The following is a 24332-nucleotide window of genomic DNA, read 5'->3' as shown; positions in this document are numbered from 1 at the left end:
GACAGAGCCGACAACGGTGGGCACGGGAACTATTCCGTGCCCACCGTTTCGCATAGGTGCATCGGACGGCCGCAGCCAGGTGCGGGGCTCATCCGGCACGAATCTTCCCAGCAGACTCGGGGGAATCCGGTGCCCGATCACGCTGATGGCGAACACAGGCGTTCCGACGGACTAAATCCGACCGGTGAGCAGTTAGAGTCCATATCAAGCCAACCAAAGACCAACAGGAGTGAAACGTGAGCGCACATGAAATGACAGCGCCCGTCGGCCTCGACGCCGGTGGAGCAATGGGTCTCGATGACCATATTTTCAACCGCCTGCTCAAAGAGCGCATCATCTGGCTCGGTTCGGAAGTGCGTGACTCCAACGCCAACGCGATCTGTGCCCAGATGATGCTGCTGGCGGCGGAGGATCCCGATGCGGATATCTCGCTGTACATCAACTCCCCGGGTGGCTCGGTCACCGCGGGAATGGCGATCTACGACACCATGCAGTACATCAAGCCAGATGTCTCCACCGTCGCTATGGGAATGGCCGCATCAATGGGGCAGTTCCTGCTGTCATCCGGTGCACCGGGCAAGCGGTTCGCCACCCCCCATGCCCGCATTCTCATGCACCAGCCGTTGGGTGGAATCGGCGGCACCGCCACCGACATCAAGATCCAGGCAGAGCTCATCCTGCACATGAAGAAGCAGATGGCAGAGCTCACCGCCGAACAGACAGGCAAGACCCTGGAGCAGATCCTCAAGGACAACGACCGCGACCACTGGTTCACCGCCGAAGAAGCACTGGAATACGGCTTCATCGACAAGATGGTGACCCGTTCGTCCGACGTCACCGACAACTGAGTGGGAGTCAAGGAAGAATGAATTCAATGAACTTTATGCCAGGGTCCACCGCCGGCAACATGCCGCAGTCCCGCTACGTCATGCCCCAGTTCGAAGAGCGGACTCCCTACGGCTTCAAACGCCAGGATCCCTACACGAAGCTCTTCGACGATCGCGTGATCTTCCTGGGCGTCCAGGTTGACGACACGAGCGCCGACGACGTGATGGCGCAGCTCCTGGTCCTCGAATCACAGGACCCCGATCGTGACATCACGCTCTACATCAACTCGCCGGGTGGCTCGTTCACTGCGATGACTGCCATCTACGACACGATGCAGTACATCAAGCCGGAGATCCAGACTGTCTGCCTCGGTCAGGCCGCCTCGGCTGCTGCCGTACTCCTTGCAGCCGGCACTCCGGGCAAGCGTCTGGCTCTGCCCAACGCTCGAGTCCTCATCCACCAGCCTGCGATGGAGGGCCAGGGACAGGGACAGGCTTCGGACATCGAGATCCAGGCCGCAGAGGTCTTCCGGATGCGCCAGTGGCTGGAGACGACTCTGTCGGACCACTCCAACAAGTCACCGGAGCAGGTCTCCAACGACATCGAACGTGACCTCTTCCTCACCGCCGAACAGGCGAAGGACTACGGTCTCGTCGATCAGGTTCTGACCTCTCGCAAGGCGGTCTGAGACACACGAATATCTTCGGGCCCGGACAGTCATCGGCTGTCCGGGCCCGAACCGGTCTGTGCTGCGAAGTTGCCACCTGGTGGGGCGCCGAGTAGTTTGGGCCTTCTCAACAGCATGGGTGCGTCCATCTTCTCCGACACACCGAATGACGGTTCTGGCCGCTCATGTCAGTCCCGTATGGGAAGCTATTGAGGTACAGGAAACACGAGCGGTAGAGTTGGGGCCAGGTGCCCCGGCGGAAGGTTGTGACAGTGGCTCGCAGTGCGGACGGAGCAGACCTGCTCAAATGTAACTTCTGTGGGAAATCCCAGAAGCAGGTTCGGAAACTCATCGCCGGACCTGGCGTCTACATCTGCGATGAATGCATCGGGCTGTGCAACGAGATCATCGAAGAGGAGCTCAGCGAAGGCACCTCCGAACACACCGATATCGAACTGCCCAAGCCGCGCGAGATCTTCGACTTCCTCCAGGAATACGTCGTCGGTCAGGAACCGGCGAAGAAGGCCCTGTCCGTGGCCGTGTACAACCATTACAAGCGCATCCGCTCCCTGCAGAGTGACGAAGACACGAAGACCCTGGGCTCCGACGACACCGAGGTTGAGATCGCGAAGTCCAACATCCTCCTCGTGGGCCCCACCGGATCGGGCAAAACCTATCTGGCGCAGTCGCTGGCGAAGAGACTGGATGTTCCCTTCGCCGTTGCAGACGCGACAGCACTGACGGAGGCCGGCTACGTCGGCGAAGACGTCGAGAATATTCTGCTCAAACTCATCCAAGCCGCGGACTTCGACATTCAGAAGGCCGAACACGGCATCATCTACATCGACGAGATCGATAAGATTGCACGCAAGTCGGAGAACCCGTCGATCACTCGAGACGTCTCCGGCGAAGGTGTTCAGCAGGCGCTGCTGAAGATACTCGAAGGCACTCAGGCCTCCGTGCCGCCGCAGGGCGGACGCAAGCATCCCCACCAGGACTTCCTCCAGATCGACACCACGAATGTGCTCTTCATCGTCGCGGGAGCCTTCGCAGGCATGGAGGAGATCGTTGCCGGCCGTAAGGGCAAGCACGGCATCGGGTTCGGCGCGCTCCTGCAGTCGAAGAACGACGAAGAAGACCTCTACGCCGACATCCTGCCCGAAGATCTGCTGAAGTTCGGACTCATTCCCGAGTTCATCGGACGCCTGCCCGTACTGGCCACGGTCTCCACGCTGGATCGTGCGGCCCTGATATCGATCCTCACAGAGCCGAAGAATGCCCTGGTCAAGCAGTACCAGCGCATGTTCGAGTTCGACAATGTAGAGCTTCGTTTCGAGACCGACGCACTCGAAGCCATCTCCGACCTCGCACTCCTGCGCGGCACCGGGGCACGTGGACTGCGGTCCATCCTCGAAGAGGTCCTGCAGCCGGTCATGTTCGACGTTCCCTCCCGGGAGGACATCGCCGAGGTGGTCGTGACCAGGGACGTCGTGGACAAGAACGTCGCCCCCACGCTGGTACCTCGCGAGCAGCCTCGTGCATCCAAAAAGTCAGCCTGACTCATCTCGTTAGATGAGGCTGTTCGCTGATACCAGGCCTCTGAAGTACGACAACTACCGCCGCCTCTGGGTGGCCAACATCGTCACCGTCATCGGTGCTCAGATGACTGTAGTGGCCATTCCCGCACAGATCTTTCACATCACCGGATCCTCCGGCTACGTAGGTCTCAGCGGTGTCTTCGGGCTGGTTCCGCTCATCGTGTTCGGACTGTGGGGCGGTTCACTGGCCGATGTCATCGACCGTCGCAGACTGCTCATCATCTCCACAGTCGGCCTGATCATCGCGAGCTCGCTGTTGGCTCTCATCGCAGTCATGCAGCTTGGAAACGTGTGGCTGCTGCTGTCCGTATTCTCCTTGCAACAGGCCTTCTTCGGCCTGAACCAGCCGGCCAAGGGCGCACTCCTGCCGACCATCGTTCCGCTTGAACTTCTCCCGTCTGCCAACTCGCTCAATATGACGGTCATGACATTGGGCGCTGTCGCAGGACCGATCATCGGCGGTGCTCTGATACCGGTCGTCGGCTATCAGACGCTCTACATCCTGGATGCGCTGTTCCTGGCCACAACGCTCTACGCGGTGCTGCGTCTGCCCCCATTGGTACCTCAGAAACAGCCCGACACGCGTTCGGGCGTCAAAGGGGTCATCGACGGCTTCCGCTATCTGGGAACGAACACCGTTGTCATGGTGTCGCTGCTGGTCGACGTCATCGCCATGGTCTTCGGAATGCCCAGAGCACTGTTCCCGCAGATTGCGACCGAGTCCTTCGGCGGTCCTCCTGCCGGAGGCATCGTCTTCTCGCTGCTGTTCGCATCTTTGGCAGCAGGCAGCGCCTTGGCAGGGATCTTCTCCGGCTGGGTCTCTCGCGTCGAACGTCAGGGCCTGGCGGTGATCACAGCGATTCTTGTCTGGGGCACCGCCATGTCTGTGTTCGGCCTGTCCCTGGAATTTGCCTCAGGGTTCTGGGCGGCGGCTCTTATCGTCGCGCTTCTCGGCCTGGCCATCGGCGGCGGCGCCGACATCATCTCCTCTGCCTTCCGGTCTACGATGCTGCAGGAGGCTGCCAGCGATGATATGCGAGGTCGCATGCAGGGTGTGTTCATCGTGGTTGTCGCAGGCGGTCCACGCATTGCCGATGTTCTGCACGGCACTGTCGCGGAGTTCACGAATCCGACCATCGCCTCCGCCGGAGGGGGCCTTATCGTCATTGTGCTCGTCATCGCCTGTGCATTGATCTTCCCGAAGTTCCGTCACTATCGCGTGGAGCGCGGGGGAGCGGGGGAGCCACGGACGTCGGTGGCATGAAGTGCTCGTCCAATGCAGCGAGCCCGAGGCAACCCGGTGTTGATTCGGGCGGCCTCGGGCTCGCATGCCGCTGCAGCTGGAACGCTTCTGAGGGAGAGCGCTTCAGCCCTGATCTGGCTAGGCTTGGGCGGTGTACACGGCGTTCTCAGCAGGCTGGACGACGACGAAGCCGGGGCCGTGGAAGGCAAGCTGAACCGATTCGCCCGAACCGCGACCGAAGAAGGTTCCCACGCTGACGTCGGTCTTGATCTGCGGTGCCAGAGACGAGGACCAGCACACCGCGGCCTGCGGGTCGACGAACGTCGGCTGCTGTGAGCAGTCGAGGACCATGGGCTCGCCCTTGCAGCAGATGGCAGCAGTGCCTTGCCCGTTGAGTTCGAGGTTGAATAGCCCCGAGCCGCTGGCCATGGCACCGATTCCGCCCTTGATCCGCTTGATCTCCCAGTTGAGAGCATCGTCGAAGGCCAAGAGGTTCGCGGTGTTGACCGTCAGGGCATCCTGCTGACCTTCCATGGCCATCATGAAGATGTTCGAGGCTTCTCGAGCGAAGAACACCTCGCCGTGGCCCTCAACCTTCATCACATTGCCGCCTTCACCGGTGGCGGCCTTCTTCATGAACTGTCCCACCGACTTCGATCCCTGGTGAGCGAAGCGGACGTCGCCTTGGTAGGCGACCATGGCACCCTTTGTGGCGATCATGGGCGCATTGGGCGTAATCACTGTGCGCAGCATCTTATTCGATTGCAGAGTCCAGCGTTCCTGGTTCTGGATCTCTGCGTTTCGCTTCGAAAAGAGTTCACTTCTCATCGTTCAAGAGCCTTTCGTCCATGAAGAAGCTTCGTACTCCTTCAGTTGTCGAGTTCAATCGTAAGCATCCAGGCTCTCCACGTGCCGGAGAATCCTGTTCTGATCTTGGAACAGGCGCGGACGGTTTGATCTTGGAACAGGCGCGGACGGTCAGTCCTGTTCGATGAAGTCGATCTCGGCAACCGTGATCTCTTCACCCTTGACCGCGGTGACGAGATTCTGGATGCGTCCAGCGGCGCTCAGATCGCCCTGGGCGCTATCAATCGCGGCGACGACAGCTGCAGGCGCATGGATGGTGAGGCTGCGCACCTGGGTCTTCTGGGAGACCTTCGCCTCGGTCTTCGCTCTGCGGATCTCGGTGAGCACCAATGCGACAGAGACCAGCAGGTCCGGATCCACAGACGAGTCAGGATGTGTCAGCTGCTCGTCTCCTGGCCACGGTGACCTGTGCACAGATCCCGTTCTCCACCATGACCACACCTCTTCGGTCACGAAGGGCATGATCGGGGCGAACAGACGCAGGAGCACGTCGAGAGCAGTTGCCAAAGTGACGTGAGCCGACAGCTGATCGTCTTCGCCCTTGGCGCCGTATGACCGGTCCTTGACGAGCTCGACATAGTCATCGGTGAACTCCCAGAAGAAGCTCTCCGCGGTACGCAGAGCGTGTGCGTAATCGTAGGCCGCCATATGCGTTGAAGCGGTCTCGATGACCTCGGCGAGTTTCTTGAGCAGAGCACGATCGAGATCGTGCGTCACGGAACCGAGCTGGCCGACAAGGCCGGAGTGAACCCCCTGGGCAAGCGCGAACTTCGAAGCGTTGAGCAGCTTCATGGCCAATCGGCGCCCGATCTGCATCTGCGTCACGTCATAAGCTGTATCGGCACCGAGCTTGGCACTGGCCGCCCAGTAGCGCACCGCGTCGGGCCCGAAGCCCGGTTTCGTCTCGCCGAGGATGTCCGAGGGGACAACGACATTGCCCTTCGACTTCGACATCTTCTTGCGATCCGGATCGAGGATCCAACCGGAGAGGCCGGCATGCTTCCATGGTGCTGCATCATTGAGCGAGTTCGCCCTGACGACAGTCGAGAACAGCCAAGTGCGGATGATGTCGTGTCCCTGAGGGCGCAGATCGAAGGGGAAGACCTTGGAGAAGAAGTCTTCGTCGCGACTCCAACCACCCAGCAGCTGCGGGGTCAGCGATGAGGTCGCCCACGTGTCGAGGACGTCCGGATCGGCAGTGAAGCCACCGGGCACGTCACGTTGGTCAGCGGTGAAGCCGGCCGGCACCTCGGCGACGGGGTCGGCGGGCAGGGACTCAGGGACGATCGGATCCGAGTAGTCAGGTTCTCCGGCCGAGTCCAAGCGATACCACAGTGGGATCGGCACGCCGAAGTAACGTTGGCGGGAGACCAGCCAGTCACCGTTGAGATTTTCCACCCAGTTCTCGTAGCGCGAGCGCATGAATGCCGGATGCCACTCGATCTCACGACCGCGGGCGATGAGTGCGTCGCGGAGTTCGGCCGAGCGTCCGCCGTTGCGGATGTACCACTGGCGGGACGTGACGACTTCGAGGGGCTTGTCGCCCTTCTCGTAGAACGGCACAGGATGTGTGATCGCTTCGATCTCGCCGATCAGGTCACCGGATTCGGCGAGCATATCCGCGATCTCCTTGCGGGCGGTGAAGGTCGTCTTTCCCGCAAGCTTCTCGTAGTTGGCCACAGCATCGGGCTTCGGCGACGACGCGATCCAATCGGGGACTTCGAGGTTGAGTCGTCCACCCCGGTTGATGACCGCGCGTGTGGGCAGGTTGAGTTCACGCCACCAGGTGACGTCAGTGAGGTCGCCGAAGGTGCAGACCATGGCAATGCCGGTGCCCTTGTCCGACTTCGCGAGTTCGTGGGCGCGAACTTCGACGCTGACGCCGAAGAGAGGTGAGACGTACCTAGATCCGAACGAAGAGGTGTAACGCTCGTCCTCGGGATGAGCCACGAGTGCCACTGCTGCGGGGATGAGCTCCGGACGGGAGGTGAGGATGACGATCGCCTCCGCCGAGGTGTCGGCGAGGCCGTCGGTGCCCTCGGGGTAGAAATTCACCTTGTGGTAGGCGCCGTCCTTCTCCCGGTCCTCGAGTTCAGCCTGCGCAACGGCAGTGCCGAAGGTGACGTCCCACATGGTGGGGGCGTCCTGGGAGTAGGCGTGACCGTGTGCGAGGTCGGCGAGGAAGGCCTTCTGGCTGACCGAGCGTGACGTGTCATCGATGGTGCGGTAGGTGTACTTCCAATCCACGGACAGGCCGGTGGAGCGGAAGAGGTGTTCGAAGATCTGCTCGTCTTCGGCGGACAGGGTCTCGCAGAGTTCGATGAAGTTCTGACGCGAGATCTTGACGAAGTCACGAGAATTCTTCGCAGGCTTTGCCGGCGGCTCGAAGTTCGGGTCGTAGCTCTGAGTGGGATCGCAGGTGACCCCGTAGTAGTTCTGGACGCGTCGTTCCGTCGGCAGACCATTGTCATCCCAGCCCAGGGGGTAGAACACGTTCTTGCCCTGCATGCGCTGATATCTGGCGATGATGTCGGTCTGAGTGTAGGAGAAGACGTGCCCGACGTGCAGCGACCCCGAGGCGGTGGGCGGGGGAGTGTCGATCGAATAGACCTGCTCACGATCCGTATCGACGTCGAAGGCATAGACTCCGCTGTCGCTCCAAGCGGCGTCCCATTTGTCCCGAAGTCCTTCAAGAGCCGGCTTATCCGGCAGGTTCACTGACTCGTGCGTCGAGTCCGAAAAGGCAGGTGTGTTCATAATTGTTGATTTTCTCACCCGGGCGGCCTGGGGCCAAACCGATGATCGGGCGTGAGCGGACTTCAGCGGTTTGAGCCAGTGACACACCCTGCCAGAGACACACCTTGCCAGAGACACACGCTGAGTGGAGCGTGAGATGCGTTTGCGAACGAAAATGAGAATATTGGACCATGGCGCCCTTGGACAGAATCGGATCAGAGAACCTGCCGCCTACGTCGACCGCGTGGATGAACCCAGCCCGTGCGATCGCGATCGTGGCAGTCGTCGCCATCCATTCGCTGGGAACTGTCGTCGAAGAGAACTACGCGACCATGGGCCCCGACTGGTGGGTCGCCAACGGCTTCGACTCCGCAGCTCGGTGGTCGGTTCCTGTGTTCATCATGATCTCTGGGGCGTTGGCACTGGACCCGGCCCGCGGGAACAAACCGCGTAGATTCCTCAGCAAGCGCGTCTGGAGAATCGGAATCCCCCTCGTCTTCTGGACGGCCGTATACGTTGTCTTCCGGCGCTTCTATCTGCTCCCGACAGACGACGGATGGAACCCGGGAATCGCGATCCTGACCGGTTCTCCGTTCGTGCAGCTCTACTTCCTCTACGTGCTCGCCGGACTGACGCTTCTGACCCCGTTCTTCCGGCTGCTCAGCGTTCACGGTTCGCGGCGCCTGCAATGGGGGACGGGTCTGATCTTTCTGGGCATCGGCATGCTCGACCAATGGGCGAGCATCGTCTTCGACGTGGGTGAGGCCAATATCGCCACACGTTTCCTGCCGATGGCCGGCTTCTACATCCTCGGGTGGGTGCTGCGGGACGTGGTGCTCTCCTCCCGCGGTGTGGTGCTGGCATGGCTGGCACTTGCCGGTGCAATCGCGATGACCATTGTGTGGGCGGGACTCGGCCCGGGCGAGAAGCCGTGGGTCTTCCCCTACGAGTACCTCTCACCGGGGGTCGTCATCGCCTCTGTGGCCGCCTACCTCCTGCTGCATCATCACTTGGATAGCGGTTTCCGGCTCCTGCACTGGTTCTACCCGTACTCCTTCGGGGTGTTCCTGCTCCACCCCCTCGTGCTCTACCCCTTGCGCAATGAGATGGGCCTGCCGACGACGGTTCCCGGTGTTCTCCTCCATGCCATCGCGATGCCGATCGTCTACACGATCATCTGCGCTGTCATCACCTGGCTGGCGGTCAAGATTCCCGGCGTGCGAGCCGCCTTCGGCGAAGGCGGTCCCCGCAACCCGCATTCGAAGCCGAACCCACGGGCGCGCCGAACGAAGAAGGCCGACCCGGACACCGCGAGCGCTTAGCTGCCACGGAATCTGCCGGACTGGGATGAAACTCCGTAGACTGATCGGTGCCCCCGATGATCGTGTCCTCGACCAGACGCGACACATCCGGTTACAGACGCGACATGCCCAGATCCAGATGCGGGTACGTCAAGGTACAGATCCAGGCCTGCAGCCACGAACAACGACGGCACGAACAACGACGAAGAAGTACGGAGAGGTACAGCGATGGAAACACTCAGAGCAGTGGTGACAGGTGCGAGTTCGGGAATCGGCGCTGCTACGGTGCGCCGGCTGCGCGAGCAGGGCTGGGACGTCGTTGCCGTGGCACGGCGAGAGGAGAAGCTGCGGGCACTGTCCGAGGAGACCGGCGCCAGCTATGTTGTAGCCGACCTCACCGATGATGCCGCGGTCGCAGCGCTCAGCGCCGAGGTGCTGGCTGGAGGGCCGGTGCACTCCCTGGTCGCCAACGCGGGTGCCGCGTTCGGCACCGACACAGTCGCCGAGGCCTCGGTCGACGGCTGGCGTGACATGTTCGATGTCAATGTCCTCGGAGTCCTCCGAGTCGTCAAGGCATTCCTTCCCGCTCTGATCGAATCCGGGCGTGGAGACATCGTCGTCATGTCCTCGACCGCCGGTCACCAGGCCTATGAAGGCGGTGGCGGTTACGTCGCGGCCAAGCACGGCACACATTCGATCGCCGCGACGCTGCGGCTCGAACTCGCTGGTGAACCCGTCCGTGTGATCGAAATCGCCCCCGGGATGGTCGCAACCGATGAATTCACGCTGAAACGAGTCGGCGGCAGTCAGGACAAAGCCGACAAAGTCTACGAAGGGGTGGAGAACCCCCTTACTGCAGAAGACGTCGCCGATGCCGTGGTCTACTCGCTGACCCGACCGCACCATTTCAATGTCGACCTGATGGTGATCAGACCGATTGCACAGGCCGCACAGCACAAAGTGGCACGCCACCAGGGTCTCTGAGTTCGGAAGCCGGGCGGCTGCACCCAGCCAGATGGCCGACACCCTGGGCTAAATGGTCGACACACCGGGTCAGGTGGTCGACACACCGGGCCAAGGTATACGATTGAGGGTGCAGCGATCCGGCCATCACCGGGGAGCATCCGGAAGAACAGTGCGTTCGTCCCCTGCCGAAGGCTTCGGCACGGCAGAAGGCATCCAGTAGAACCGGACGGTTGGACCCGTCATCACTCCGGCTATGAGCGATCCGCTGATCGTCTGTCTCACCCGACAGTCGTTGAGGACGGATAAGCGAGGTGGTACCGCGGCAGACATGTCGTCCTCGTGACAGTGACCGCAGTGACTCAAAAGGACGCTCATGACGCAACCGTTGTATCCCAAGGTATCGACCTCGGCCTTCGGCCTCAGTGCCTCGCCGGATTTCCCCGCCATCGAAGACGCAGTGCTCGACTACTGGAAACAGGACGATACGTTCCAGGCCTCCATCGACCAGCGCGACACCGGCGAGAACGGTGAGAACGAGTTCGTCTTCTACGACGGACCGCCCTTCGCCAACGGACTGCCCCACTACGGTCACCTCCTGACCGGGTACGTCAAGGACGTCGTCCCACGCTTCCAGACGATGCGCGGCAAGAAGGTGGATCGCCGCTTCGGCTGGGATACCCACGGTCTGCCCGCGGAGCTTGAGGCCGAACGTCAGCTGGGTATCACCGACAAATCGGAGATCAGCGGTATGGGCTTGGCCGCCTTCAACGACGCCTGCCGTTCCTCGGTCCTGAAGTACACGAAGGAATGGGAAGAGTACGTCACCCGCCAGGGCCGGTGGGTCGATTTCGACAACGACTACAAGACGCTCAACGTCGAATACATGGAAAGCGTGATCTGGGCGTTCAAACAGCTCTGGGACAAGGGGCTCGTCTACGAGGGCTACCGCGTTCTGCCCTACTGCTGGAAAGACCAGACTCCGCTGTCCAACCACGAACTGCGGATGGACGACGATGTCTACAAGTCGCGCCAGGACCCGGCCGTAACCATCGGATACAAGCTCAAAGACTCCGACGAATGGGTCCTGATCTGGACGACGACGCCGTGGACTGTTCCGTCCAACCAGGCTGTCGCGGTCAATCCCGAGATCCCGCTGGCAGCCGTCGTCGCCGGTGAAGACGGTGCACAAGAGCTGCAGGGGAAGACACTGATCCTCGCCGAGGCGCGCCTCGGCTCATACTCCCGTGAGCTCGGGGAGAACCCCGAGGTGCTGCGCACATTCTCCGGCAGTGAGCTTCTCGGCCGTGAGTACGAGCCTCCTTTCCCGTACTTCGAAGGCCGCCAAGAGGAGTTCGGTGAACGGATGCACACCATCCTCGAAGCCGAGTTCGTCACCACGGACGAAGGCACCGGAATCGTCCACCAGTCTCCGGCTTTCGGTGAAGAGGACAAAGACCTCACCGATTCCTATGGCATCACCGCTGTGCGTCCCGTCGACGATGCAGGCTGCTTCGACTCCACGGTCGCCGACTACGCGGGACAGCAGGTCTTCGACGCCAACAAGGTCATCATCAAGGATCTGCGCAACGGCACCGGGCCGATGGCTGGTCGTTCGGCACTGCTGATCCGGCACGAATCCTACGAGCACTCCTACCCGCACTGCTGGCGCTGCCGCAATCCGCTGATCTACCGCGCTGTGTCCTCCTGGTTCGTCCGGGTGACCGAGTTCAAGGACCGCATGGTCGAACTCAACGAGCAGATCAACTGGGTGCCCGACAACGTCAAGCACGGACAGTTCGGCAAATGGCTGGAGAACGCACGCGACTGGTCGATTTCGCGCAACCGCTTCTGGGGTTCGCCGATCCCGGTGTGGACCTCAGACGACCCCTCGTATCCGCGCACCGATGTGTACGGATCCCTGGCCGACATCGAGGCCGACTTCGGTCGCCTACCGGTCAACGACCAAGGTGAAGTCGACCTCCACCGCCCCTGGGTCGACGACCTGGTACGACCCAACCCTGACGATCCGACCGGTCAGTCGATGATGCGCCGCATCCCTGAGATCTTCGACGTCTGGTTCGACTCGGGCTCCATGAGCTACGCACAGGTCCACTACCCGTTCGACAACTCCGAGTGGTTCGACAATCATTTCCCCGCCGACTTCATCGTGGAGTATGTCGGACAGACTCGCGGCTGGTTCTATCTCCTGCACGTGCTCTCGACAGCGATCTTCGATCGTCCTGCCTTCACCAACTGCATCTCCCACGGCATCGTCTTGGGCTCCGACGGAGCGAAGATGTCGAAATCGCTGCGCAACTATCCCGACGTCAACGAGGTCTTCGATCGCGACGGCTCCGATGCGATGCGCTGGTTCCTCATGGCCTCGTCCATCCTGCGAGGCGGCAACCTTGTCGTGACCGAGCAGGGTATCCGCGATGGAGTACGACAGGTCGTTCTTCCGCTCTGGAACACCTGGCAGTTCTTCGCCACGTACTCCAACACTGCAGACGGGGCAGACGGAGAGAAGGCCGGCTACCGGGCCGAATCCCGCTATGATTCGAGCCAGGTCCTTGACCGGTATCTGCTGGCGAAGACTCACGACCTGATCGCAGAGTTCGCGGACGCCATGGAAGGCCTCGACATCTGGGCGGCCTGCGAACTCGTGCGCAGCTACCTCGACATGCTCACCAACTGGTACGTGCGTCGTTCCCGTCGCCGTTTCTGGGACGGCACCGAGGCGACCCACGAATCATTCGACGTGTTCTACACCTGCCTCGAAGCCTTCTGCCGAGTCGCAGCCCCGCTGCTGCCATTCACCGTCGAAGAGATCTACCGTGGACTCACCGGTGAACGGTCGGTCCACCTGGCCGACTACCCAGACGCGAGTCTGTTCCCCGCCGACGATCAGCTCGTGTCCGCGATGGATCTGACCCGCGACATCTGCTCAACGGCCTCGTCTGTACGCAAGGCCAACAAGCTGCGGGTGCGGCTGCCTCTGGCAAAGCTCACCGTTGCTGATGACACCGACCTTGGCAGCGAATTCACCGACATCATCTCCGATGAGCTCAACGTCCGCGAGGTCGAGGTGCTCGACGTCGCCGAGGCGGAAGCTGCAGGATTCTCCCTGTCGCAGAGTCTTGTGATCAACGCACGCGCCGCGGGCCCCAGGCTGGGCAAGCAGGTTCAGCAGGTGATCAAGGCATCGAAGACCGGCGATTGGTCGGTCGCCGACGACGGCACCGTCACCAGCGGTGGAATCGACCTGGTCGATGGCGAATACACCGTGGAATCGGTGGCCGAATCCGGCACGGAGGGGATGGAGCTGGCCGCGCTCGACTCCGGCTTCCTGGCACTCGACACACGTGTCACCCCTGAGCTCGAGGCCGAAGGCGTCGCTCGTGACGCGGTCCGCGCCATCCAGGGAATCCGCAAACAGCTGGACCTGCACATCTCCGATCGGATCACTGTCGTCATCGAGGCGGAGACGGATCTGGTGGCCGCGCTGAGCGCCCATCAGAACCTCATCGCCGGTGAGACCCTGGCCACCTCACTCGACTTCGCAGACGTCGATGGTGCCGAACAGGTATTCACCCCTGAAGAGCTGCCTGCGGGAACTCGACTCGCTGTGAGCCGAGCATGAGCACACACGAGCGCGACGAGAAGTCGCAGTCCCAGCTCGTCCGCGTGTATGCGGCACTGCTGGCACGAGCGGGGGAGACCCAGATCGAGGTCCGACTCGACGCGACCCGTCGCGCCTGCGAGCTCCTCGGCGACATTCATCAGGCAGCACCGGTCATCACTGTCACCGGAACGAACGGCAAGACCTCGACCGCTCGCATGATCGACTCGATCGTGTCCGCTCACGACTTGAGAGTGGGCCGCTTCACGAGTCCGCATCTGCATTCGGTGACCGAGCGGATCTCTGTCGACGGCGGTCCTGTCGAGGCTGAGACCTTCGTCCGCATCCACGACGAGATCTCACCGGTGCTCGACCTCGTCGACGCGGAGCTCGTCGCCGAGGGGCGTGGAAAGCTGACGTTCTTCGAGGCGCTGACGATCCTGGCCTTCGCCGTGTTCGCAGACGCCCCCGTCGACGTGGTGGTCACCGAAGTGGGAATGGGCGGCGAATGGGATTCGACGAACGTTGCCGATGCGCAGGTCTGTGTCTTCACGAAGATCGGCCTCGACCATCAGCAGTTCCTCGGTGACACGCTCACCGAGATCGCCACCACCAAAGCGGGAATCCTCAATCGCAGTCTCGATCCTTCTCCAGCACCGAATCCGATCGCTGTCATCACTGCACAGACCGAAGAGGCGCAGAATGCTCTGGACGCCGAGGTGGAACGTCGGCAGACTCTCGCTCTGACCGAGGACCGCAGCTTCCGGCTTCTCGACCGCACAAGAGCGGTCGATGGACAGCTCATCACCGTGCAGGGAGTTCGGGATGTCTACACCGACATCTTCCTGCCGCTGCATGGCATCCATCAGGCACACAATGCCGCCGTTGCGCTGGTCGCGGCGGAGGCGTTTCTGAGTGATGAGGACAAGCCGCTGGTCCTCGACACCGTGGCCGAAGGCCTGTCCCGTGTGACATCACCCGGCCGGGCCGAGCTTGTCCGGACTGGGCCGGCGGTGGTCGTCGACGGCGCGCACAATCCCGACGCTGCCCATGTGCTGGCCGAGACCATCACCGAGGCATTCGACTTCGACTACACGGTGATGGTTCTGGCGATGTTCGCCGACAAGGACATCCTCGGCGTGCTCGAGGAACTTCACCGCAGCGCCGATGTGTTCGTCATCAGCCAGGCACTGAATTCTCGTGCACTCGATGCCCCCGAACTCGCCGAGGCTGTCCGCGAATGGGTGGATGAGGACTCCGTGATCGAGACACCGGATCTCAACGCCGCCCTGATGAAGGCCATCGACCTGGCCAACAACTCCGGGGCGACGAGCCCGGGGATCGTGGTCACCGGCTCTCTGCACACCGTGGCAGAGGTCCGTCTGCTGCTCGGCAAGGAGGAATGAGCCGATGAAATCGAAGTTTCCCGTCCTGTGCGGCTCGATCCTCATCTGTGAGCTCTTCGTCGTCTACTTCGCAGTGCTCACTGCCTTCGGCCTGGCGGTGAAGGCAGCAGGATCCCTGACCTTGGGACAGCTGCTCCTCGGCGCGTCCGTGATTGCCGCTCTGGCCATCGTCTCGGTCCTGCTGCTGCCACGACGGATCGGCCAGAAGCGACCGGGTGTGGCACTGGGCTGGGTCGTGCAGATCCTCCTGCTGGCTTCGGGATTCCTCGTCACCTCTATGTTCTTCGTCGCAGCGATCTTCATCGCCCTCTGGGCGGTGTCGGTGTACTGGTCGGCGAGGATCGACAGGGAAGTGGCGGAACGAGCCTGAACCGCCTCGGCGGTCAATGAACTCAACGGCGGTTAAACTGTGACCGCCGATCATCGCACAAACGAAAAGGACCGGAATGGAACGCACTCTCATCCTCATCAAACCCGATGGTGTCGCACGAGGACTCGTGGGACAGATCCTCGCTCGGATCGAATCCAAGGGATATGCCATCGATGCTCTGTCGCTGCGCACCGCGACCGCGGAAGAACTCTCCGCCCACTACGCGGAGCACGAAGGCAAACCCTTCTACCAGCCCCTCGTCGACTTCATGTCCGAAGGACCGATCGTGTCGATCATCGCCTCCGGCCAGGGAGTGATCCCAGGATTCCGTTCGCTGGCGGGTGCAACCGACCCGACAGCGGCGGCACCGGGCACCATTCGCGGCGATCTTGGCCGCGACTGGGGCGAGAAGGTCCAGAAGAACCTCGTGCACGGATCCGATTCCGTCGAATCGGCCGAACGCGAGATCGGCATCTGGTTCCCCGCCGAATAGATCTCAGCGCACAGACGCGGGTGCCCTGCAGCAGTCCTTCCTCCGAGGGATCGTCCGCAGGGCACCCGCGTCATTTCATGGCAGTGGTGAGTCAGCTATTCAGGTCCTGCTCAGAACAGGGTCGAGAAGAAGTTCCAGAACTGAACGACGATGCAGGCTGCGATGACGAGCAGCCACAGAACGAAGATCGCCACGTTCTCCTTAGCGAGGACTCTGGCCATCGGATTCCGCGCGATCCGGGCGCCGAAATTGCCGGCCAGAACATTGTGGGCTGTGACAGCGACGAACATCGGGATCGTCATCGTCCACACCACCATGCACCAGGGGCAGCCGACGCCGATCTTGTAGATCGAGACGTAGAACAGGAACATGACGAGAACGGTGCCGAGGGCGAGGCCGATGTTGAGTCCCGCCATGATCCACCTCGGGATCCTCGTCCCGGCGAGGAGCAACACGCCGAGGAGCAGCGGGAATATGAAAGCGCCGATTCCCAGGAGCTGATTGGGAAAGCCGAAGAGCTGGCTCTCGGGAGACTCCATCACCGATCCGCAGGAGAAGAACGGGTTGAGGTCGCAGGAGAGCACAGCGTTCGGGTCCTCCAACTTCTCGTACTTCTCGACGGCAAGAGCGAAAGACGCCAAGTAGCCGACGACGGATGCAACGATGAGGAAGACGCCGAGGCTGGTCGGCCGCAGGACCCAGGATCGGGTCTGCGGCACCACGTCGATATCGTCGTCAGGGAGAGTATCTGCGGTATTCACACTCCAAGAATGCCTCCCCGGACACTGCGCGGCAAACGGGGGCGGCTGTGAATAGTCACATACGGGAAGTGACGGAGACCATAGACGGCGGAGATCGACCGAAGCACTTCGGTTGATCTGTGACATAATGGCCAGACGGATACTTGCTCTCACACCGAGCAGGAGAAGTGCCTCCACCGAGTCGAGGGTACGACCTCGCAGGTCGACACCAAGAAGAGGCAGCACGGAAAGCCTACGCGCTGAGCGCGAGCTGGAAGTGCCATCCACAAGTTTCGGTCCGACTTGGACCATGCAAGGATCCGAAGATCCGTGAGGTGTGGACGGAGTCTTCGGACTGGGAGAAATCATGAATGACGCGTCGAATGACGGCAACGAAGCAACAGAGGGCATCCTCGCCGATCTCGCCAATCTGCAGCAGTCGGTGAATTCCGCAGACTCCTCTCATGGGGATGTCGACGAGAGCATCAGAGCGAAGCTCGACAACATCGCCGAGGCTGCGCAGTCTCTGCGCGTTCCTGAGCCGAGCGATGGTGACTCGGACGAGGACGTCGAAGACGTTCCGGAGCAGAGGCCGGGCACACCGAAGGAGGCACGGGACTCCGCAGCCAACGGGGGACTGGTATTCGAACAGTTCGTCCGCGATCCTGCCGGGGATCCGCAGAACGCCGCGAACAACGGCCGGGGGAGCGAGGCGAACGATTCTGCGGATGCCGATGACGACGATTCTGCAGGCACTGCCGCGGATGACGCCTCGCCGGCACCGGCCCCCACATTCGATCCCCGCAACCCCTTCGCAGCGCCCACCGTGGCCCCCGCTCCTGCCCCGACCCCGCGCAGCGCGCCAGCCGTGCCACACGACGGTGGACTGATCTTCCAGGTGCCCAAGGCCGAACTGGCTCAGCCCGTCCAGGTTGAGAACGACACCGACGATTCCGACGACGACGACGAGTACGACAGCGACTCGGACTACGCGGAGGCATCGGACGCGGATACCAACAGCGCGAAGAGCGATGACTCCGAGGACAATGACTCCAACGATTCCGGCGGCCGTCGGCGTCGCCGTGGAGGACGCGGCCGCCGCTCCCGCGGACGCGATGACAACGGCAGTGAATCGAACTATGAAGATTCGCCATCGTCAGCCGAAGAATCTGCTGACGAGGATTCCGACTCCCACTCGAACAGACGCGAGTCACGTTCCGGCAACCGGTCGGAGAAGAAGGCTCAGCAGTCAGATTCGAACAAGACCGCCGGCGCCAAATCCTCTGATGACAAGAACTCCGGCCAGCAGTCTGAGAAGGTCACTGACTCCGGTGATGATGATAATGATGACGATGACGACAACGGTTCGCGTCGCCGTCGTCGCCGTCGCTCACGGACTCGCAGCACGGACAACGATGAGGTGACCTCGCTGAAGGGCTCGACTCGCCTCGAAGCCAAGAGGCAGCGCCGTAAGGAAGGTCGTGAGGCAGGGCGCCGCCGCCCCGTCATCACCGAGGCTGAATTCCTGGCCCGTCGTGAATCCGTGGACCGGACGATGCTGGTGCGTGAAAGCGGCGAGCAGACACAGCTGGTCGTCGTCGAAGACGGGATCACAGTCGAGCACTACCTGAAGGAGAACCGCCAGCAGTCGTCCCTCATCGGCAACGTCTACCTGGGCAAAGTGCAGAACGTGCTGCCGAGCATGGAAGCCGCCTTCATCGACATCGGCAAGGGCCGCAATGCTGTGCTCTACGCCGGTGAAGTCAACTGGGACGCCCTCGGCATGGATGGCAAGGCTCGCCGCATCGAGGTGGCGCTCAGCCCCGGCGACGCCGTCCTCGTCCAGGTCACCAAGGACCCGATCGGTCACAAGGGCGCCCGTCTGACGAGTCAGATCTCTCTGCCCGGACGTTTCCTCGTCTACGTTCCCGGCAACTCCATGACCGGAATCTCACGCAAGCTGCCCGACGTCGAGCGCAATCGACTGAAGAAGCTGCTCAAGGAACTCGTCGGTGACTCGAATGGAGTCATCGTGCGCACCGCAGCCGAAGGAGCAACGGACAAGGAACTCGGCAGGGACGTCGAACGACTGGCGAAACGGTGGGAGACCATCGAGAAGAAGTCGAAGTCGACGAAGGTGCTCGCGCCCCAGCTCCTGTACAGCGAGCCGGACATGATCGTGCGGATCATCCGCGACGTCTTCAACGAGGACTTCTCGTCTCTCGTCATCGACGGCGACGGTGCGTGGAACACGATTCACGAATACGTCGAGGCAGTGGCACCGGATCTGCTCGAGCGCGTCCACCGCTACAGCGAGGACGAAGACATCTTCGACCACTACCGGGTCGAGGAACAGGTGCAGAAGGCGCTGCAGCGCACCGTCAACCTGCCATCTGGTGGTTCGCTGGTCATCGACCGGACCGAGGCCATGACGGTCATCGACGTCAACACCGGCAAGTTCACCGGTTCAGGTGGAAACCTGGAAGAGACCGTGACCCGCAACAACTTGGAAGCGGCCGAAGAGGTCATCCGGCAGGTGCGCCTGCGCGACATCGGCGGCATCATCGTCGTCGACTTCATCGACATGGTCCTCGAATCTAACCGCGACCTCGTTGTGCGTCGTCTCGTCGAATGCCTGGGACGGGACAGGACCAAGCATCAGGTCGCCGAGGTGACCTCCCTGGGCCTTGTGCAGATGACGCGTAAGCGCATCGGCACCGGACTCGCAGAGTCCCTTGTCAGCGCCGGGGCCGACCTGTCCGGTCGGGGACTGCTGCTTCCGGGTTCAGAAGAGGACGGCTCGAAGGCCCACCACGGCAATCGGTCCACACACAACGACAACTCGAACAGCAAACGTGATCGCAAGCGTCGCGGTGACAATAAGTCGTCGTCGAAGTCCAACGACTCCGAAGGCCACACCGACGCCGCGGCCAACGACGCCTCACGTTCGGCCGTAGCCGCAATTGCCAAGGCCACGCTGAAGAAGGACGAGACGGAGTCCAAGGACGGCGAGAACTCTCAGGACACCTCGGTTTCGAGCGGCACTGAGTCGACGCCGAACGGTGACACCACGAAGGAATCGCAGGGCAACGAATCCGCCGATTCGAACGGCAGCGGAAAGTCGGGCCGATCCCGGACCCGCAACAGCCGGAAGCGGTCCACTGCCAAGTCCTCGGAGACGTCAACGCCAACGCATGTCGAGCCGGCTCAGGACGAGCCTGCTCAGGACAAGCCGGTCCAGGACAAGCCGGCTCCGGCGAAAAAGCCTGAGGTGCCTGCTGCCGAGCTTCCGCTGATGATCGGTGCAGACACCGCGACCAAGGTGGCCAAGGCTGAACCGGTCAAGGTAGCACCGCGGCGGAAGCCCGCTGCCAAGGCTCAGGCTGCTGATGAGTCGGCGCAGCAGTCGCTGCCGACCTCGTTCGTCATCATCGGCGAAGACTGAACAGCATGTCCGCACTCATGTGACTGATGCGGAGAGACGACGAGGCGTCCCGCCACCGATCATGAGGATCGGCGGCAGGACGCCTCAGTTCTTGGATTCCTGATTCCTCGTCGTGCTGATGGTCGGCTGCGCAGCCTGATCACCGCAGAGTACGATCATCAGATTCGAGACGAGATCGCTGCGCTCGAGATGCCCGAGCTTGACGATCCCGCGTCCCTCGATCTGCTCAATGGCGGTCTCGACCATCCCGACAGCACCTTCGACGATGAGCTGGCGGGCTGCAACAACCGCTGTAGCCTGCTGGCGTTGGAGCATGGCTCGGGCAATCTCTGCGGCGTAGGCCAGCTGCGTGATGCGCGATTCGATGATGGTCACGCCAGCGGCGGCGACTCGTGCTGCGACCTCATTGGAAAGTTTCGACGTGATCTCATCGGCGTTGTCGCGCAGGGACATCCGGTTCGGATCCGAGGAATCGTAGGCATAGGAGTTTGCGATGTGGCGCACAGCGGTCTCGGCCTGGATGGCGACGAACTCCTCGAAGTCATCGACCTCGAACAGCGCCTGAGCCGTGTCTTGGACCTGCCAGACGACCACGGCGCCGATTTCGATCGGATTGCCGTCGAGGTCGTTGACCTTCAGTGTGGAGGTCTCGTGGTTGCGGATGCGTGTCGATACCTGAATCTTCGAATAGAAGGGGTTGACGAAGCGCAGGCCCGATTGGCGCACTGTGCCGACGTACTTCCCGTAGAGCTGGAGCACGACAGCGTTGCCCGGAGCCACGGAAGTGCACCCCTTGAACATGAACATCGATGCAATGAACATGACGATGGCGAGCACGATGAGGATGACTCCGACCGCTGCCTGGGCCACGGTCATGATGAGTCCGAACACTGCGAGCAGGAGCGCCAGAAGCAACAGGATGACTCCGCCGACGATAGCGAAGTATCCAGATACGCCGCCCGCCGAGGTCTCCCTGACACGTTCGCCCTCGACCGATGCGATTCTCGACGGCCCAGGTCGGCTTTGTTCCGGAGGAACTCCAGGGGACCTGGGCGGTCCACCCTGAGGAGGCCGCTGCGGGTTGCCCCGAGGACCGGAACCGGGATGCTGGCCGCGCCCGGGCAGAGGCCGCTGTGGTGTCGGCTGAGATCCTGGGGGCTGATTCGGGGGAGGAACGTGCTGATGAGGGTTCTGAGTCATGATTTCAGTCTAGGACACAGAATGAGACGTGCATCTCACCAATACCCTTTAAGTGTGATGCACGTAACAGTTGGATAACTGTATTCGTGTCCTGTGCCGTAGAGCTTGCTACCTTCCAAGGGGTACGGCAGGTTATTGCACCATGAACACTTTGATATGGGCAGCAGATGCCCCCAAGTCACCGGTTGATGATGCAATCAACTCCTGGTTCGATCCGATCGCCACCTTCTTCGGCGGGATCATCTTCTTTCCCATCACCCTCGGGCCGATCTCCTTCCCCTTCGTGGTGCTCTGGCTGATCGGCGCAGCCTTAATCTTCACCATCTATTTCGGATTCATCCAAGCCCGAGGATTCAAGCTCTCGCTCGAAATCATCCGTGGAAAATATTCGTCCAAGAACGACCCGGGCGAGATCACCCACTTCCAGGCACTGGCCTCCGCGTTATCGGGCACAGTCGGCCTCGGCAACATTGCCGGTGTCGGTGTGGCTATTGCCCTCGGTGGTCCCGGTGCTACCTTCTGGATGATCATCGCCGGGCTCCTCGGCATGTGTACGAAGTTCGTCGAGTGCACGCTGGGAGTGAAATATCGAGAAATCGACGAAAACGGCGTTGTTTACGGCGGTCCCTTCAAATACCTGCCTATCGCGTTCCGTAAGTTCTCCAAGCCCATCGCAGGCCTGCTGACCGGAATCTTCGCAGTCTCCATCCTCATCTTCGGCGTCGTCGGCGGAGGAATGTTCCAGGCCAACCAGACTTTCGCTCAGGTTCGTACCGCGACCGGCGGTGCAGACGGCTTCCTCGCCGGTCCTGTGGCGTCCTTGATCTTCGGCATCATCTTTGCTGGTCTCGTTGGTCTCGTGATCCTCGGTGGAATCCGGTCCATCGCCCACGTCACCGACAAGCTTGTTCCCGCCATGGGTATCTTCTACGTTCTTTCGTGTCTGCTGGTCCTGGCCATCAACTTCGGCCAGATTCCGACGGCCATCGGGCAGATCTTTGAGGGTGCGTTCGCACCGCAGGGAGTTGCCGGCGGCATCGTCGGCGTCATGATCATCGGGTTCCAGCGCTCAGCCTTCTCCAACGAAGCAGGCATCGGTTCGGCCGCGATCGCACACTCGGCGGTCAAGACTCGTCGGCCCATCTCGGAGGGCTTCGTAGCACTCCTCGAACCCTTCGTAGACACCGTGATCGTCTGTACGATGACCGCCCTGACCATCATCGTTGCCAACCAGCCCTCCTACACCAACGACCTTGGTGCGGGTGAGATCGGCGGCGTGGCGCTGGCGTCCGATGCCTTCTCCACGGTGGCAGGCTGGTATCCGGTGCTGCTGGCGATCGCGGTGGCGCTCTTCGCCTTCTCCACCCTCATCACGTGGGCCTACTATGGTGAGCGGGCCTGGGCCTATCTCTTCGGCAAGTCGAACGGCGCGGTCACGGTCTTCCGTGTTCTCGTCTGTGTGTTCGTGGTCATCGGCTGCATCGCCAGCTTCAGCAAGATCGTCGAGTTCGCGGACGCCGCACTGTTCCTCTGCGCCTTCATCAATATCCTCGGCTTGTACATGCTGATGCCGGTGGTGAAGAAGGAGATGAAGAAGTATCTGGCCGACCGCAAGGCCGGTACGCTCATGGATCCCGAAACGAAGGACGCCGTTCCTGTGGAGGAGCTGGTCTGAGCGCAGCTTCTCTGGGGCCGATTCCGCGAAGGCGCGGGGTCGGCCTCCGTGCGTTGTCGATGGATTGCCGTGAGTCTCGTTAGACTGGTGCACGTGGATCAGATCAACGACAAGACACATGCCCAGGAGCGACTGTTGGAACTGCGCGGAAGCATTGACAACATCGACGCAGCGCTCATCCATCTGCTCGCCGAGAGGTTCAAGCTCACGGAGACAGTCGGTGAGCTGAAGGCTGACCACGGTCTGCCTCCTGCAGATCCCGAGAGAGAGGGCAGGCAGGTCGCCCACCTCCGCAGGCTGGCCGAAGATGCGCACCTGGACCCGGAGTTCGCAGAGAAGTTCCTGACCTTCATCGTCGCCGAGGTAATCCGTCATCACGAACGGATCGCTGAGACCCGAGAAGCCTGAGTTGTCCAACTCGAGCAGTTTGCCCAACAGCGGTCGAATCCACTAGACTTGATCGTCGGTGCGCACGACGCACCACGGCTGGTGATTCCTCTCAATGGGACACCTGAGGAAAACCTTCCTCGGGAGCCAAGGGATCAACCGCCGTTCGTTTGTGTATGAACAGAAAGGGTTCGACCATGGTCTATGCCATTGTCCGTGCCGGTGGCCATCAGGAAAAGGTCAGCGTCGGAGACATCATTACAGTCAACCGGATGAAGGCGAAGGCCGGGGAAAGTGTCGAACTCGATGCAGTCCTCCTGGTCGACGGTGAGACTGTCACGACCGACGTTGATGCCCTGTCGAAGGTTGCGGTCAGCGCCGAGGTCGTCAATGAACTCCGCGGCCCCAAGATCATCATTCAGAAGTACAAGAACAAGACCGGTTACAAGAAGCGTCAGGGCCACCGCCAGGACCTCACCCGTCTGAAGATCACGAACATCAAGTAAGAGGAGACTTCACATGTCAAGCAAAAAGGGAGTCAGCTCGTCCCGCAACGGTCGCGACTCGAACGCGCAGTACCTCGGTGTGAAGCGCTTCGGCGGACAGGTTGTCAAGGCCGGAGAGATCATCGTTCGCCAGCGCGGAACCAAGTTCCACCCAGGCGCCAACGTCGGACGCGGCGGAGACGACACGCTCTTCGCACTGTCCGCAGGAGCCGTGGAATTCGGCAAACGCAACGGTCGCAAGATCGTCAACATCGTCGGCGCTTGATCGACTAGTTCTGTTTTTCC

General features: G+C 61.5%; 19 protein-coding genes. 15 read left to right on the top strand and 4 right to left on the bottom strand.

Features of this window, described 5'->3' with window-relative positions:
* The first annotated feature begins 251 nt into the window (after positions 1-251).
* The 4 genes from HX613_RS21145 (at position 252) to HX613_RS21130 (ending at position 4357) form a co-directional block, all read left to right on the top strand.
* Complete coding sequence (locus tag HX613_RS21145; protein WP_101618803.1) at positions 252-848, top strand: ATP-dependent Clp protease proteolytic subunit; 597 nt, start codon at positions 252-254, stop codon at positions 846-848.
* Positions 849-874: 26 nt separating this feature from the next.
* Positions 875-1516, top strand: coding sequence for an ATP-dependent Clp protease proteolytic subunit (locus tag HX613_RS21140; RefSeq protein WP_029417364.1), 642 nt, complete (start codon positions 875-877; stop codon positions 1514-1516).
* A 251-nt stretch (positions 1517-1767) separates the two neighbouring features.
* Positions 1768-3054, top strand: a complete 1287-nt coding sequence (gene clpX / locus HX613_RS21135) for an ATP-dependent Clp protease ATP-binding subunit ClpX (RefSeq protein WP_143921517.1) — start codon at positions 1768-1770, stop codon at positions 3052-3054.
* Between the two features lie 13 nt (positions 3055-3067).
* A complete protein-coding gene (locus tag HX613_RS21130; RefSeq protein ID WP_235347116.1) occupies positions 3068-4357 on the top strand; it encodes an MFS transporter in 1290 nt (429 codons plus the stop codon).
* Between the two features lie 117 nt (positions 4358-4474).
* Here the strand turns inward: HX613_RS21130 and HX613_RS21125 are convergent, their stop codons facing one another.
* Together HX613_RS21125 and valS are read right to left on the bottom strand one after the other, a co-directional pair.
* On the bottom strand, positions 4475-5164 hold the full coding sequence (locus HX613_RS21125; protein ID WP_235347115.1) for an AIM24 family protein: 690 nt from the start codon (positions 5162-5164) through the stop codon (positions 4475-4477).
* Positions 5165-5314: 150 nt separating this feature from the next.
* Complete coding sequence (gene valS, locus HX613_RS21120; protein WP_235347114.1) at positions 5315-7960, bottom strand: valine--tRNA ligase; 2646 nt, start codon at positions 7958-7960, stop codon at positions 5315-5317.
* A 170-nt stretch (positions 7961-8130) separates the two neighbouring features.
* Between valS and HX613_RS21115 the strand changes: the two genes are divergently transcribed.
* The 6 genes from HX613_RS21115 (at position 8131) to ndk (ending at position 16094) form a co-directional block, all read left to right on the top strand.
* Positions 8131-9261, top strand: a complete 1131-nt coding sequence (locus tag HX613_RS21115) for an acyltransferase (protein ID WP_235347113.1) — start codon at positions 8131-8133, stop codon at positions 9259-9261.
* A 207-nt stretch (positions 9262-9468) separates the two neighbouring features.
* The gene (locus HX613_RS21110; protein ID WP_235347112.1) at positions 9469-10224 is read left to right on the top strand and encodes an SDR family oxidoreductase; all 756 of its coding nucleotides are present in this window, start codon (positions 9469-9471) and stop codon (positions 10222-10224) included.
* Positions 10225-10579: 355 nt separating this feature from the next.
* Positions 10580-13846: an isoleucine--tRNA ligase gene (ileS, locus tag HX613_RS21105; protein ID WP_235347111.1), complete on the top strand. Its 3267-nt coding sequence runs from the start codon at positions 10580-10582 to the stop codon at positions 13844-13846.
* Positions 13843-15231 carry a bifunctional folylpolyglutamate synthase/dihydrofolate synthase gene (locus tag HX613_RS21100; protein ID WP_235347110.1) on the top strand — a complete coding sequence of 463 codons (1389 nt, stop codon included), beginning with the start codon at positions 13843-13845 and terminating at the stop codon, positions 15229-15231. Before ileS ends, HX613_RS21100 begins: the two co-directional genes overlap by 4 nt.
* 4 nt (positions 15232-15235) lie before the next feature.
* Positions 15236-15601, top strand: a complete 366-nt coding sequence (locus tag HX613_RS21095; RefSeq protein WP_235347109.1) for a DUF4233 domain-containing protein — start codon at positions 15236-15238, stop codon at positions 15599-15601.
* Positions 15602-15677: 76 nt separating this feature from the next.
* Positions 15678-16094 carry a nucleoside-diphosphate kinase gene (gene ndk, locus HX613_RS21090; RefSeq protein WP_235347108.1) on the top strand — a complete coding sequence of 139 codons (417 nt, stop codon included), beginning with the start codon at positions 15678-15680 and terminating at the stop codon, positions 16092-16094.
* 110 nt (positions 16095-16204) lie between these two features.
* Here ndk and HX613_RS21085 read toward each other — a convergent pair whose 3' ends face one another.
* Positions 16205-16855 (bottom strand): vitamin K epoxide reductase family protein, encoded by a 651-nt coding sequence (locus HX613_RS21085; RefSeq protein ID WP_235347107.1) that lies wholly within the window; start codon positions 16853-16855, stop codon positions 16205-16207.
* A gap of 346 nt (positions 16856-17201) precedes the next feature.
* On the opposite strand from HX613_RS21085, the gene HX613_RS21080 reads away from it, so the two are divergent.
* A complete protein-coding gene (locus HX613_RS21080; protein ID WP_235347106.1) occupies positions 17202-20279 on the top strand; it encodes an Rne/Rng family ribonuclease in 3078 nt (1025 codons plus the stop codon).
* 84 nt (positions 20280-20363) lie between these two features.
* Here HX613_RS21080 and HX613_RS21075 read toward each other — a convergent pair whose 3' ends face one another.
* A complete protein-coding gene (locus HX613_RS21075; protein WP_235347105.1) occupies positions 20364-21479 on the bottom strand; it encodes an SPFH domain-containing protein in 1116 nt (371 codons plus the stop codon).
* Between the two features lie 142 nt (positions 21480-21621).
* On the opposite strand from HX613_RS21075, the gene HX613_RS21070 reads away from it, so the two are divergent.
* The 4 genes from HX613_RS21070 to rpmA all read left to right on the top strand — a co-directional run bounded on the left by HX613_RS21070 (position 21622) and on the right by rpmA (position 24312).
* A complete protein-coding gene (locus HX613_RS21070; protein ID WP_235347104.1) occupies positions 21622-23154 on the top strand; it encodes an alanine/glycine:cation symporter family protein in 1533 nt (510 codons plus the stop codon).
* A 93-nt stretch (positions 23155-23247) separates the two neighbouring features.
* Positions 23248-23562, top strand: coding sequence for a chorismate mutase (locus tag HX613_RS21065; protein WP_143921530.1), 315 nt, complete (start codon positions 23248-23250; stop codon positions 23560-23562).
* A 176-nt stretch (positions 23563-23738) separates the two neighbouring features.
* The gene (rplU, locus tag HX613_RS21060) at positions 23739-24047 is read left to right on the top strand and encodes a 50S ribosomal protein L21 (RefSeq protein ID WP_029417392.1); all 309 of its coding nucleotides are present in this window, start codon (positions 23739-23741) and stop codon (positions 24045-24047) included.
* A gap of 13 nt (positions 24048-24060) precedes the next feature.
* Positions 24061-24312, top strand: coding sequence for a 50S ribosomal protein L27 (rpmA, locus tag HX613_RS21055; protein WP_143921531.1), 252 nt, complete (start codon positions 24061-24063; stop codon positions 24310-24312).
* The last annotated feature ends 20 nt before the right edge of the window (positions 24313-24332 follow it).

Origin of the sequence: Brevibacterium sp. UCMA 11754 (assembly GCF_021532275.1) — a bacterium.
Classification (GTDB): Bacteria; Actinomycetota; Actinomycetes; order Actinomycetales; family Brevibacteriaceae; genus Brevibacterium.
This window is presented reverse-complemented; position numbering and strand designations above follow the sequence as displayed.

Excerpts from the sequence above, each read along its gene's own strand:
- HX613_RS21145 (WP_101618803.1), top strand. The coding sequence starts at position 252 with ATGACAGCGCCCGTCGGCCTCGACGCCGGTGGAGCAATGGGTCTCGAT.
- HX613_RS21140 (WP_029417364.1), top strand. The coding sequence starts at position 875 with ATGAACTTTATGCCAGGGTCCACCGCCGGCAACATGCCGCAGTCCCGC.
- HX613_RS21130 (WP_235347116.1), top strand. The coding sequence starts at position 3,068 with ATGAGGCTGTTCGCTGATACCAGGCCTCTGAAGTACGACAACTACCGC.
- HX613_RS21125 (WP_235347115.1), bottom strand. The coding sequence starts at position 5,164 with ATGAGAAGTGAACTCTTTTCGAAGCGAAACGCAGAGATCCAGAACCAG.
- valS (WP_235347114.1), bottom strand. The coding sequence starts at position 7,960 with ATGAACACACCTGCCTTTTCGGACTCGACGCACGAGTCAGTGAACCTG.
- HX613_RS21115 (WP_235347113.1), top strand. The coding sequence starts at position 8,131 with ATGGCGCCCTTGGACAGAATCGGATCAGAGAACCTGCCGCCTACGTCG.
- HX613_RS21110 (WP_235347112.1), top strand. The coding sequence starts at position 9,469 with ATGGAAACACTCAGAGCAGTGGTGACAGGTGCGAGTTCGGGAATCGGC.
- ileS (WP_235347111.1), top strand. The coding sequence starts at position 10,580 with ATGACGCAACCGTTGTATCCCAAGGTATCGACCTCGGCCTTCGGCCTC.
- HX613_RS21100 (WP_235347110.1), top strand. The coding sequence starts at position 13,843 with ATGAGCACACACGAGCGCGACGAGAAGTCGCAGTCCCAGCTCGTCCGC.
- HX613_RS21095 (WP_235347109.1), top strand. The coding sequence starts at position 15,236 with ATGAAATCGAAGTTTCCCGTCCTGTGCGGCTCGATCCTCATCTGTGAG.
- ndk (WP_235347108.1), top strand. The coding sequence starts at position 15,678 with ATGGAACGCACTCTCATCCTCATCAAACCCGATGGTGTCGCACGAGGA.
- HX613_RS21080 (WP_235347106.1), top strand. The coding sequence starts at position 17,202 with ATGAATGACGCGTCGAATGACGGCAACGAAGCAACAGAGGGCATCCTC.
- HX613_RS21075 (WP_235347105.1), bottom strand. The coding sequence starts at position 21,479 with ATGACTCAGAACCCTCATCAGCACGTTCCTCCCCCGAATCAGCCCCCA.
- HX613_RS21070 (WP_235347104.1), top strand. The coding sequence starts at position 21,622 with ATGAACACTTTGATATGGGCAGCAGATGCCCCCAAGTCACCGGTTGAT.
- rplU (WP_029417392.1), top strand. The coding sequence starts at position 23,739 with ATGGTCTATGCCATTGTCCGTGCCGGTGGCCATCAGGAAAAGGTCAGC.
- rpmA (WP_143921531.1), top strand. The coding sequence starts at position 24,061 with ATGTCAAGCAAAAAGGGAGTCAGCTCGTCCCGCAACGGTCGCGACTCG.